This is a genomic window from Pseudomonas sp. GL93 (genome assembly GCF_003408955.1).
Taxonomy (GTDB): Bacteria; Pseudomonadota; Gammaproteobacteria; order Pseudomonadales; family Pseudomonadaceae; genus Aquipseudomonas; species Aquipseudomonas paracarnis.
Map to the genome: position 1 here is coordinate 30,607 of NZ_NKRF01000014.1, position 12,248 is coordinate 42,854.

General features: G+C 62.6%; 11 protein-coding genes. 4 read left to right on the forward strand and 7 right to left on the reverse strand.

What is annotated here, in order from left to right:
* Positions 1-9 precede the first annotated feature (9 nt).
* Positions 10-1,563 (reverse strand): DUF726 domain-containing protein, encoded by a 1,554-nt coding sequence (locus tag CER19_RS03740; protein WP_116665452.1) that lies wholly within the window; start codon positions 1,561-1,563, stop codon positions 10-12.
* 285 nt (positions 1,564-1,848) lie between these two features.
* Here CER19_RS03740 and CER19_RS03750 point away from each other — a divergent pair, with 285 nt between their 5' ends.
* The gene (locus tag CER19_RS03750; RefSeq protein WP_116665454.1) at positions 1,849-2,844 is read left to right on the forward strand and encodes a GlxA family transcriptional regulator; all 996 of its coding nucleotides are present in this window, start codon (positions 1,849-1,851) and stop codon (positions 2,842-2,844) included.
* Between the two features lie 110 nt (positions 2,845-2,954).
* The gene (locus CER19_RS03755) at positions 2,955-4,154 is read left to right on the forward strand and encodes an NAD(P)/FAD-dependent oxidoreductase (protein ID WP_116665455.1); all 1,200 of its coding nucleotides are present in this window, start codon (positions 2,955-2,957) and stop codon (positions 4,152-4,154) included.
* A 164-nt stretch (positions 4,155-4,318) separates the two neighbouring features.
* Here the strand turns inward: CER19_RS03755 and CER19_RS03760 are convergent, their stop codons facing one another.
* The 3 genes from CER19_RS03760 to CER19_RS03770 all read right to left on the reverse strand — a co-directional run bounded on the left by CER19_RS03760 (position 4,319) and on the right by CER19_RS03770 (position 7,070).
* Positions 4,319-5,509, reverse strand: coding sequence for a sugar transporter (locus CER19_RS03760; protein WP_047711121.1), 1,191 nt, complete (start codon positions 5,507-5,509; stop codon positions 4,319-4,321).
* A 112-nt stretch (positions 5,510-5,621) separates the two neighbouring features.
* Positions 5,622-5,984, reverse strand: coding sequence for a type 1 fimbrial protein (locus CER19_RS03765; protein ID WP_116665456.1), 363 nt, complete (start codon positions 5,982-5,984; stop codon positions 5,622-5,624).
* A gap of 87 nt (positions 5,985-6,071) precedes the next feature.
* Positions 6,072-7,070 (reverse strand): bile acid:sodium symporter family protein, encoded by a 999-nt coding sequence (locus CER19_RS03770; RefSeq protein ID WP_116665457.1) that lies wholly within the window; start codon positions 7,068-7,070, stop codon positions 6,072-6,074.
* A gap of 85 nt (positions 7,071-7,155) precedes the next feature.
* Here CER19_RS03770 and CER19_RS03775 point away from each other — a divergent pair, with 85 nt between their 5' ends.
* Together CER19_RS03775 and CER19_RS03780 are read left to right on the forward strand one after the other, a co-directional pair.
* Positions 7,156-7,944 (forward strand): helix-turn-helix domain-containing protein, encoded by a 789-nt coding sequence (locus CER19_RS03775; protein WP_116665458.1) that lies wholly within the window; start codon positions 7,156-7,158, stop codon positions 7,942-7,944.
* Positions 7,945-8,038: 94 nt separating this feature from the next.
* Positions 8,039-8,470: a hypothetical protein gene (locus tag CER19_RS03780; RefSeq protein WP_116665459.1), complete on the forward strand. Its 432-nt coding sequence runs from the start codon at positions 8,039-8,041 to the stop codon at positions 8,468-8,470.
* 195 nt (positions 8,471-8,665) lie between these two features.
* On the opposite strand, the gene CER19_RS03785 is transcribed toward CER19_RS03780, so the two are convergent.
* From CER19_RS03785 to CER19_RS03795, 3 genes are read right to left on the reverse strand one after another with little or no spacing between them, the layout of a single operon-like run.
* Positions 8,666-9,778, reverse strand: coding sequence for a carboxylate-amine ligase (locus CER19_RS03785; protein WP_116665460.1), 1,113 nt, complete (start codon positions 9,776-9,778; stop codon positions 8,666-8,668).
* Between the two features lie 7 nt (positions 9,779-9,785).
* On the reverse strand, positions 9,786-10,730 hold the full coding sequence (locus CER19_RS03790) for a class I SAM-dependent methyltransferase (protein WP_116665461.1): 945 nt from the start codon (positions 10,728-10,730) through the stop codon (positions 9,786-9,788).
* Between the two features lie 11 nt (positions 10,731-10,741).
* A complete protein-coding gene (locus tag CER19_RS03795) occupies positions 10,742-12,121 on the reverse strand; it encodes an iron-containing redox enzyme family protein (RefSeq protein ID WP_116665462.1) in 1,380 nt (459 codons plus the stop codon).
* Between the last annotated feature and the right edge of the window lie 127 nt (positions 12,122-12,248).

The window sequence follows — 12,248 nt, forward strand, 5'->3', positions numbered from 1 at the left end:
AGCAGCTTATCAGTCGGACGCGACCGTACGCATCACCGTGTCCCGTGGCAGGTCAAACGCCTCCACCACTTGCACCACCAGGTCCAGTTCCTGGTTAAGGGCCTCGCGCTCCATGCGTTGGCGAATCACGCCGACCACCAGTACCGCCAAGGTGGTGATCGAATACGCCGGGCCGGAAAACGCTCGCACCCCGCTGAACAGCAGCATCGCCGCAGCCAGCGCCTGGCCCACCACCGGAATCGCCGTGGCCGCACCGCGTCGCAGGATAAACCCGGTCAGCCCGGCCAACGCCGTGCCGCTCAGGGCGGTGGTGGCCGAACGGCCCAGATCGAACCGGTTGAACAGCCCCTGCTCTTTTTGTGCCGCCGCCTTGAGCTCGGCCTCGAACGCTTGGCGATCAGCGCGACTGAGTTTGTCCTTGTACTGCTCGATCAGTGTTTCTGCGACCTGCCCTTCGATCTCGGCAAGCGCCACGTGCTCAAGTGGTTGATCGAATTTGATACCCAGGCGTTGCGCCACATCTTCGGCAATCTGGCGATAGCCCACGCCATGGCCACGGGCCAGGTTCATAAAGCTATCACCGCCCATGCGCTGCAACTCAATGGCCAGTTTCAACGGCTCACGCACACTGGCATCAATCGCGGCACTGCGCTTTTGCGCCATCAGTTCGGCAAGAAACTTCAGCTCCTCCGGCCGCGCTTGCACCAATGCCGGGTACAGGTCCACGTCCGCTTCGGCAAAACGCACTTCACTGCTGCGCGAGTCCACACGGATCATGCCGCGTCGCTCCTGCAACAAATCGGTGTACTGCACCACCGTCTTCAACTGCGGCCAATAGGCGGCATGATCGAAGCTGGCCAGGTGCACATTGGTGACCTTGGCCTTGAGGGCCGGCGTTACGTCAATCGCATAGCGGCCGATGCAACGCTCGGTATCGGGTTTCATGGCCAGCGCCCAGTCCTTGCTGGAATGGCAGTTGATGAGCCGCCCCTTGAGCGGCGCCGACACTTCGTCCCACGGGCTCGAAGTACAGATCGCGCCGCCCATCAACAACAGGTTATTCAACGGCAATTCGCGAGCGATCTCGGGGCTGGCCAGCAGGCTCTTGACCAGAATGCGTGCGCCCAGGGAATGGCCGATCAGGTTGATGCGCCGCACCGGCAAAGACTGGTTGTGCAGGTAGCCGGCCAGTTCGGGCAACAAGGTCTTGGCGACTTCATCCACCCGTGCCTCGACGCTTTTGTAATGGTCGAGAAAATAGGCAATGGCCTTGCCCACGCCCACCGTCGCCGCGCCCAGGCCGCCACCGCCGAGCAGCGAGGCGAGCACGTCCTTGAACGGTGCAAACAGGTTTTCCAGAAAATGCCCCGCCGGCCAGAACAGCATCAAGTTGGTCGAGCCTTCGATACCCGCCAACTGCTGCTTGAAATTGCCCAGTTGCTGGCGGTTGAAGAACGCCGAGTAACCGTGAACATAGAGATTGAGCACATCCCCCTGGGGCTCGCCACACAGGACGAACGTGGGCTTGCGGGTGCGGTGCATTTCATCCCACTGGTGTTGCATAGGGCGGCGACTCCGGGTGACGGGATGGCGATAGTAACAAACAGAGCCGATCAGCAAGGTGAATCCTGACCGACATTCGCACAAGCGCCTTGCCAAAACACTGTTCAACCAAGACCAAACGCTGTGCGACTGCTTAAACTGTCTGGGGGGCATGGTAAAACAGCGCCCTGCCCCTTTACCGGAGACCACCGCCATGACGTCCAAACTTGAACAACTCAAGCCATTTACCAGGGGCATGGGTGCAAACTTGCGCACCTTGAGCCAGATCGAGCAACTGGCCAGCGTATGACCCTACTCTCCCCATTGGCCCAACCGCGCACCTTGGTGTTCCTGACGTATCCGCAGATGGGTTTGCTCGACCTGACCGGCGCGCAGACGGTGTTCTGGGCTGCCACCAAGGCCATGGCCGAGCGCGGTTTGCAAGGTTATGTGTTGCATAACGCCGGTCGGGCGGGCGGGTTGATGCCAACCGCCGAAGGCTTGAGCGTCGACACCGTGGCTTTGGCGCAGTTGGACCCAGCCACCATCGACACCCTGGTGGTACCCGGCGCGCCCGCCATTGAGCAAGCCATGCTGGACAACACTGCCCTGGTGGACTGGTTGCGCAACGCCTCCGGTCAGGCGCGACGTACCGCTTCGGTGTGCAGCGGCACGTTTTTGCTGGCGCTGGCCGGCTTGCTGGAGGGGCGCCGCGCGGCGACGCATTGGGCCATGTGCGAGCTGCTCAAGCAACGCTTCCCTAGCATCGAGGTGGACGTGGACGCGATCTTCGTACAGCAAGGCCAGGTGTGGACGTCGGCGGGCGTCAGCGCCGGGATCGACCTGGCGCTCGCGCTGGTAGAGGCCGATTGCGGGCGCGAGGGAGCGCTGCAAGTGGCACGCGAATTGGTGGTGTTCCTCAAGCGCCCCGGTGGCCAGGCGCAGTTCAGCCAAGTACTGCAAGCGCAAACCGCCGACAGCGCCGGCTTTGATGCGCTGCATGCCTGGATCAGCGACAACCTGCGCGACAGCGACCTCAGCGTCGAGCGCCTGGCCGCGCAAAGCCATATGAGCCCACGCAATTTTGCCCGGGTCTATAAGCAAAAAACCGGTCGCACCCCGGCCAAGGCCATCGAACTGTTTCGCATGGAAGCGGCGCGCCGCATGCTTGAAGACTCCCAGCGCAGCATCGAGCAGATCGCCGGGCTGTGCGGGTTTGGCGACGAAGAACGCATGCGCTGCACCTTCCACCGCCAGTTGGCCATCTCACCCCGCGACTACCGCGAGCGCTTTTCCCGCTAGGCCAACTGAGCTGGCAGTCATCCAGGGTTATATGTCCTTTCGGACAGATCCTGCTGCTTTTACAGTGATCCGGCAATGCCTTGCGGCTTATCTGGTCTCTGGAGCAACCTATGAAACAACATATTCTGATCGTCGGCGCCGGGTTCGGTGGCGTGTGGAGCGCCTTGAGCGCGGCTCGGCTGCTGGACAAGCACGACCGCAACGATGTGCGCATCAGCCTGCTCGCCCCCCAAGCGCAACTGCGTATTCGCCCACGGTTCTACGAGCCCGATGTGCATACCATGCTGGCCCCGCTTGATGCGCTGTTCGACGCCGTGGGCGTGACCTTTGTGCAAGGCGCCGCCGACAGCATCGACGCCACTAATAAGCAAGTGACCTACCGCAACGCGGCCGGCATCCCGGCCACCCTCACCTACGACCGCCTCGTAGTGGCCGCCGGCAGCCGCTTGAACCGCCCAGACATGGACGGCATCGCGCACGTGTTCGATGTGGATCAAATCGAAGACGCCGCACGCCTTGAGGCCCATATCAAGGCCCTCAAAAACCTGCCAGACAGCCCGGCCCGCAATACCGTGGTGGTAGCCGGCGGCGGCTTTACCGGTATCGAGACCGCCACTGAAATGCCGGCGCGCCTGCGTGCGGCGCTGGGTGAGACGGCCAACATCCGTGTGATCGTGGTCGACCGCGGGCCGCAGATTGCCGCGTCGATGGGCGACGGCATACGCCCCTCGATCATCGACGCCAGCCAGGCACTGGGGCTTGAATGGGTACTGAACACCTCGGTCGCCTCGGTGGATGCCGGCGGCGTGACCCTGGCGGATGGGCAACGGATTGAATCGAGCACCGTGATCTGGACCATCGGCTTTCGCGCCAACCCGCTGACCGAACAGGTTGAGGGCACCCGCGATCCCCAGGGCCGCCTGCACGTGGACGCCAACCTCAAGGTCAAGGGCCAGGCCGCCATCTTCGCCGCTGGCGACGTGGCCTACGCCGCCACAGACGCGCTGGGCAACTTCGCTGCCATGTCCTGCCAGCACGCCATTGCCCTGGGCCGCTACGCCGGCAACAACGTCGCCGCCGATCTGATCGGTGTGGCCCCCATGGCCTACAGCCACCCCAAATACGCCACCTGCCTCGACCTCGGCGCCTGGGGCGCGGTGTACACCGAAGGCTGGGACCGTCAGCTCAAGCTGGTGGGCCAGGAAGCCAAGGAACTCAAACAGCAGATCAATAGCGTGTGGATCTACCCACCGGCGGCGGATAGAGCGGTGGCGCTGGCAGCGGCGGATCCGTTGATTCCGGTGGCGTAGGAAAGTCAGCGAACGCAATGCTCAAGGCAGTGCAGATCAAATGTGGGAGCTGGCTTGCCTGAGAAAGCGATAGTGCAGAAACAGATGCAATGACTGACACACCGCCATCGCAGGCAAGCCAGCTCCCACATTGAGTCTGCAGTTATCCGGTGGATACGGGGCGATCAGCTTGGCATCGGGGCACCACCCTGCCCAAACCGCCGAATCGCCAGGCAATACCCCACCAACGCCAGGCCCGCCAGCAAACCGCCCGCCGCGCCGATCCAGGCGAAGCCGAAGTGGCTGCCCACCCAACTGCCCATCAACGCGCCGCCGCCGATACCGATGTTGTAGATCCCGGAAAACATCGCCATGGCCACATCCGTGGCGTCCGGTGCCAGCACCAGCACCTTGGACTGCATGGCCAGGCCAAAGCCCATGATCGCCATGCCCCAGAAAATGCTCAGCCCCACCAGGTAAGACTCGGCGCCGCTCAACGGCAGCATCAACGCCAGGCACGCGGCCAGGATAGACACCGCGCCGATCACGAACAGGTGGGGGTTGAAGCGATGCACCAGGCTGAACAACAACGAGCCGATGATGCCAGCACCACCGAACACCAGCAGGATCAGGGTCACGGCACTGCCGCCCAGGCCGGCGACGCCTTCGACGAAGGGTTCGATGTAGCTGTAGGCGGTGAATTGCGCGGTGACGGTCATTGCGGTCAGCACGTAGAGCGCCACCAGCGCCGGACGCTTGAACAGCAACGGTAGGCTGCGCAGGGAACCGGAGTTCTGGCTGGGCAGCAGCGGCAAGGTGCGCGCCAGCCAGAACACCAGGGCGGCGGCGAAGGCGGCGATCACCAGGAAGGTGGTACGCCAGCCCATGGCCTCGCCCAACAGACGGCCCAAGGGAATTCCCAGCACCATCGCCAGGGATGTGCCGGTGGCCAGCAAACCAAGGGCCTGCACCTGCTTGCCCTCTGGCGCCAGGCGTACAGCCAGTGAAGCCGTGATCGACCAGAACAACGCATGGGCCAGGGCGATGCCGACCCGACTGACCATCAGCAAGCCGAAGCTGGTGGCCACGCTGGAAAGGATATGGCTGGCAATAAACAGGCCGAACAGCACGATCAGCAATTTGCGCCGTTCGACGTTGCGGGTCAGCAGCATCACCGGCAGCGAGGTCAGCGACACGATCCACGCATAAATGGTGAGCATCAGGCCGACGCTGGCCACGGGCATGTCAAAGCTGGCGCCAATGGCGCTGAGCAGCCCGACGGGGACGAATTCGGTGGTATTGAACACAAACGCGGCCAGCGCCAGGGCGATGACCGGTTGCCAATTGGCTTGGGGGGTTGCGGCTGAAAGGCTCATTGACGGGCGCGGTACTCTGACGGTGATCAAGCGGCCACCCAGGACAAGCGCCGCCGCCGAGCATTCTATAGGTTTCTCGCACCGCTGTTGCTGCGGATCGTCGCCCCAGGGTTTATGGCGAGGTCATGGTAATCACGTAATTGCCCGACTGAATCAGCTTGCCAGCGCTGTCTACCAGCACGTAACGCTGATCGTAATAGCGCCCCTCGCCGGTGTCCGCCACCAGCCGCACATGGGGTGCGTCGACGCTGACAACCGGCGCGACACTGCGCACCTCGATTCGGCTGCCACGACTGGATTGGGCACAGCCGCGCAGTTCCATTACCGAGCCGCTGCGCGCATTTGTCGCACACCCTGACTCGACAATCGCGCCGCTGAACCTGATGGTGCCCTGCCCCAAGGTCTGTGCGGCGCCGCAGGTACTTGCCCACAGGCTTAGGAGACCAGTCATTACCGCAACACGACGAACGTTCATGCCGACACTCCTTCTTGGGTTAGTTAAGAAGTAAGTCGTCGTCACGCCGGTTAACTTGAGCTTATTTACCCGCGAATGAGAGGTGCATCACGGATCCACCTGCCCCATCAACTCGGGGATGCTCTCCGGCCGCTGGGCGTAGCGTTGGGCCAACGCCGCGCACACCATCAACTGGATCTGGTGAAACAGCATCAACGGCAAAATCAACACCCCCATGCTCGCCCCGGCAAACAACACCTGCGCCATCGGTACGCCGGTCGCCAGGCTTTTCTTCGAACCGCAGAACAGGATGGTGATGCGGTCTTCCTGGTTAAAGCCAAACGCCTTGCCCAGCAGCGTCGACGCCACCAGCACCAGGGCCAGCAGCACACAGCAGGCCACCACCAGGCCGCCCAGTTGCCACAACGGGATCTGGTGCCAGATCCCTTCGTTGACCGCCTCGCTGAAAGCTCCATAGACCACCAGCAGAATCGAGCCCTGGTCAACGAATTTCAGCCAGGCTTTGTTACGCCCGACCCAGCCCCCAATCCAGCGGCTGGCGACTTGCCCAGCAATAAAAGGCAGCAACAACTGCACGCTGATTTTGACAATCGCATCGACCGTGGAGCCGCCATCACCGTGCACGTTGAGCAGCAGCGCTACCAGCAGCGGCGTCAGGAAGATGCCGAACAGGCTGGACGCCGCCGCACTGCAGATGGCCGCCGGGATGTTGCCGCGGGCCAGGGAGGTAAAGGCAATCGCCGATTGCACGGTGGCCGGCAAGGCGCAGAGGTAGAGCATGCCCATATACAGCTCGTTGCCGATCAGCGGCGACAGCACTGGCTTGAGCGCCAGGCCCAGCAACGGAAACAGTACGAAGGTCAGACTGAACACCAGCAAATGCAAACGCCAGTGGCCGGCACCGGCGACGATGGCCTTGCGCGACAGCTTGGCGCCGTGCAGGAAAAACAGCAGCGCAATGGCCAGGTTGGTGACCCAGCCGAACGCCACGGCGGTCTGGCCGCTGGCGGGTAGCAGTGAGGCGAGGATCACGGTGGCGATCAGGGTGAGGGTGAAGTTGTCGGGGAGAAACCGGGGCCGGGTCATAAGCAATTCTTCCAGGGGTTGCCAAGAGCGTCGCGACGACTCTAACGTAACCGCCTGTTACCGACTAACGCCAATGAGCCAGTAAATGCCGCCTAAAGGACATGAAAAAGCCGTGCGCCGCAGTGTGCCTGGGCTTTCCAGCCTGCCGAGGCCGGTGTACGGGCGTACTGAATCCTTGCCCAACCGGGCGTTGACGCGACGCCACAGCCACCCGTGGGTGCAGTTGTCCTACGCGATTTCCGGGGTGCTGGAAATCCAGACCAGCGTCGGTCGTTTCGTCGCGCCACCGCAGCGCGCCGTATGGATTCCGGCCGGCATGCCCCATCGGGTGTTCAGTTCGCCCCATACGGAAATGCGCAGCTTGTACCTTGATTGCAGCGTCACCGCCTGGGCGGCAGCGCGTTGCCAGGTGCTGGAGGTGAGCAGTTTGTTACGCGAGCTGATCCGCAACTTCAGCCAATTGCCGGTGGAATATACCGAGGACGGCCCGGACGGGCGCCTGGCCCAGGTACTGCTTGATCAGCTCGCCGCCGCGCCCCAGGTGGATTTGATGTTGCCGCTGCCTCACGACCCACGGCTGCGGCAGATCTACCGCAGCCTGAACCTGCACCCCGAGCAGCAGACCACCTTAGGCGAGTGGAGCCGCAAACTGGGGGTCAGCGAAAAGACCCTCAGTCGGGTGTTCCTGAGCGATACCGGGCTGACGTTTCGTGCATGGCGCCAGCGCCTGCGCCTGTTGAGCGCCCTGCCCGCCCTGGAACAAGGCGAGCGGGTGACGGATGTGGCATTGGGGTGTGGCTATGAATCGACCTCAGCCTTTATCAATGCGTTTCGTCAGCAGTTTGATTCCACCCCCGGTGAATTCTTCCGCTAACCCTCCCTCACGACGCAAATAATCCCCAAACCCACGCTCGGCTGGTATTGTGCCGCGCTTTGAAACACAGCAACCGACTGCGAGGAAATGGACGTTGAACACTGACGAAAAAATGACCGGGGACCTGTTCGAGGTTGATAAGCGCCTGTCACTCAAGCCCGTGGTGGACTTCAACGCCTACTTGCGCAGCGCCTTCGGCGACGGCCCTTGCACCTGCGTGCGCTGCACGGTCAGCGGCGGCGATGAAAGCGGTTATGAGTTCCAACACACCTTCACCTTCGACGCCAAGCCCCTGCACCGTCGCTTCGCTTCGACGGCGGGCAGTGATGTGTTGATGGCGGTGAAGAAGGCATGGTTGTCGTACACCAAGGCAGAGCTGCCGCTCAGTGGTGTGTTGGCGCTGGATACGGTGAAGGAGTTTGTCGAGCCACAGTTGCACAAACGCCTGGCGCCGCTGTTTGTCGCCAGTGGGTTGGTCAAGGATGTCGACGGCGAGCTGCGCATCCAGCCGCAAGCCATGGCCTGACACAGGCTGATGTGAGGGGACCACAACTTTCGAAGCAAAGAAGATCCAATGTGGGAGCTGGCTTGCCTGCGATGGCGGTGTGACAGTCACTGCATCTGTTACTGCGCTACCGCTTTCGCAGGCAAGCCAGCTCCCACATTTGGGATAAACCCGGCATACACCCCGGCGACGCTCATTAAGGGCAGAGCAGCCCCATCAGTGGTCGCTGCGAGTCTGGGCCAACAGCTGGTCGACTACCTGGCGCAAGCTGCCAAGCGCATCGGTGCCGCTGGCCTGGGCATACCAGTGCAACTGCTCGGCCGCGCTGTTGCCACGTCCCAGTAAGGCATCCAGGGTATCGAACAGCAGCGGCTCGCCCATGGCCTCTGCGGTGGCAGCAAAGGTCTGCCGGGCGCATTGCAACCATTGCTCAGCGCTGCCCAGGGTGCCTGCCTCGTCCAACGCGAAGGTGCCAGCGACCCCATAACGCTTGGCCTGCCAGCGATTTTCCTTGAGCAGCCAGCGCGCCTCGGCACTGAACCCAGCGCCAGGGCGCTGCATCGCGCAGGCATGGGTAACCATCACCCGAAACAGCGTGGCGAGGGCCAAGGCGTCCGCCAGCCGTGGGCAGGCGTCGGTCATGCGCAGTTCCAGGGTGGGGTAACGCGCCGCCGGGCGAATGCCCCACCAGCCATTGCCATCGGCCTTGATCGCGCCGATGCGCTGCAACATGACCAGGTAGCGCTGGTACTCGGCCCAATCGCTGAAGTGTTCCGGCACGCCCATGCGGGGCCACTCGTCGCACGCGGCCTGGCGGTAGCTCATGAAGCCGCTGGGCGCGCCGTCCCAGAAAGGCGATGAGCAACTGAGCAGCAGCAACAACGGCAGCCACGGCGACACCTGGTTCATCACCGCGATGCGGTCCAGCGTTTGCGGCACCTGCACATGCACATGCAGCCCGCACAACACACTGCGCCGCGCTACATATTGAATATCGTCGAACAGTTGCCGGAAATGCGCCTGATCGGTCGGCCGTTGCCCACGCCAATCGGCCAGGGGGTGGCTGCCGGCGCACACCACACCGAGGCCGAACTCAGCCAGGGATTGCGCCAGGTTGCCGCGTACTGCCCGCAAGTAATCCGCCGCTTCGGCGCTGGAGGTGAACACCGGAGAGGCCGCCTCGATCTGGCCCTGGAACATCTCAAACGAGAAGCCTGCGCCAATCGCTTCGCGGCAGGCCGCCAGCACCGCCGCCGAGGGCTCGCCGACCATCTGGCGGCTGTGCAGGTCGGTGATGAAGTATTCCTCTTCAATGCCAAAGGTGAGCATCGAGTATTCAGCGCAGTCGGGTGACGGTCAGCGCGACCACGGCAATGCGCTCCACCTGCTCATAGCCTGGTTTTTCCAGTTCTTCACCGAAAACGTCCGGGTCCAGTTCGCGGTAGGTCCAGCCGTAGGCGTCGCTGCCCAGCAGTGGCTTGACCGCCTCCAGAAAAGGGTCGCTGCCGGCCACCATCGCGACTCCGGTATACAGCAGCAAGCTACCGCCCAGGGCCAGGCGCCCTAAGGACTCACTGACGATGCGCAGTGACAACTGCTCCCCCAGTGCGCCACCACCATGACGATAAGCGCGCTGGCGGTCATCTTTCATGTACGGCGGGTTGGCGACGATCAGGTCGAATTCGCCCTCCACACTGGCTAGCACATCACTGTGATAAACGCTGACGTTATTCAGCCCGGCCAGCTCGGCATTCACCGCCGTCATGCGCAGCGCGCGGGGGTTGATGTCCACTGCTAGCACCTGGGCGTCATGCCTGGCTTTAGCAATCACCAGCGCGCCGACACCGGCGCCACAGCCGATGTCCACGGCGCGCTTGAGCGGCTCGAAACGCTGTTGCAGGTAGGCTTCGATTACCTGGGCAAAGCGGTAGCTGTCGGGGCCGAAAAACACCGCGTCCGCCTGGTCGGTGGGATAAGGCGAATGCGCGAACAACAGCTCATCGAGGCTCGACCAACGCACCGCGCTGCGCCATAGCGCGCCGTGTTTTTCGATCACATCCGCTTGTTGCAACTCTTCACGCAGGGCCTCGGGCAACAGGCCTTGATCGAACGGCATCGACCACCCGAACACATCGCGCAGCGTCATTGCCAGAGGCGTCGCCAGCCGCCGGTAAACACGCTCGTGGGTCAAGGGCGTCGGTGTGATAAAGCGATAACCGCCCTCCTTCAACCCCCGGCCCAAATTCAACAAGGCACGGTCAGCCAGTTGTTGCGCAGACATAGGCAGATTCCTTAGCGCAGGCGCGCACGCAGTTGGATAAAGCGGCGGGTGGCATACAGCCCGGCAGGCGTGCAATGGCGACGCGCCGACAGCCACGGGATCAGCGCATTGAGCTGTTGCACATCGGGTAAGTTGCACAACGACTCCGCCAGGGCCTGGGTATCCGGGTCCGCTGGACGATGCTGCTCGCGGGCAAACCGGCTGCCGCGTCCCGGCCGCACGGGCGGCACGCGTTCGCTGGCAACCCATTCACCGGCGATCCAATCATGGATCAGCTGTTTTTCATAACCGCTGAACACCCCGAACATCGCGGCGCCAGCGCCCTCGATTAATTGCCAGAAGCGGCTGTTGGCGGGGTCCTGGTTGTGCTTGATCCAGCCTTTGTCTTCCAGGGCCTTGAGGAACGCGCCGATCTGCCCCGGCTTGGCCAGCCATTGGTTGACGGTCTGGCCTTCGAAGCGGCAATAGTCCGAATGCATATGCTGGCCGAAGGCGCGCTTGCGTTCGAGCATCGCCACCACCTGGTCCTGCAAGTTGAATTGTTTGATCACAGACGTGGTACCCGCGCCCAGATCATTCAGGCGGTAGCCTGCGGCCACCCGGCGATAGAAATCTGCCCTGCCCTCGCCCAGCGGCAACAGGTTCAGCACCGATTGTGCGGCCTTGCACGCGTGGCCACTGCTGGCGTTGTCGATGGTGACATGCAGCGTGAAGTAATAAGGGTCGACACCCAGCTCACTGAGTTCATAGGCGGTGATCAACAGGTGCAGCGGCAGTTGCTCGTAACCCAGGTTGAAGCCAATGACCTCCGGCAGGAACTCGTCGGCGCACACGCCAAGCGCCAGTTGCAGGGCGCCTTGCAGGTAATGGTCATCCTCAAGGCCGGCTTCGCTGTCGGCATCGTGCTCGCTGAGCAACTTGCGGTAGATCACCACATGGTTCTGCGCGGCTTCACCGTCGCCCAACTCTTCCAGATAAGTGGTGAGCAGGCCGTCGAAGCGCTGGTCTTGCCAATAGCGCAGCAAGCCGTATAGCCAGGCGCCGTCGACCTGTTTGGTCGGCGCCACACACTGCAGGAAGTACAACGCATGGGCCTTGTTCTGAAAATACCGCCGTGGCGCACCTTGCCGGCGCTGCTCAAGATAGTCGGCATAGGCCTGGGCCATCTCGGCGCAGCGCTGCTCGACCCAGGCCAGGAGCTGTTCAGGCGCTTCTGGCAAGTCGCAGTCGGTTGCCTCTACCAGGGCCAATTGATCCTGCAGGTATTCACGCGCCAGTTCGGCGGCGTCTCGGGTTTCGCCATGCAGCTGTTGGTACACCTGTTGATGGCGGCCCTGGGCCGAATCGGTGAGAGAGGCCGGCTGGCCTGACAGCGCTGTAAGGAGTGTCATGATGGCAGTTTCCGCAAGGTCCGTTACAACGGGCCTCCCACAAGGTGGCCCCGCAAGAGCGCTCACTATCGCGCGCTTCTAAAATGCAGAGCCTCGGGGTGTGCAGAAAATTCAAACGGGGTTGGGG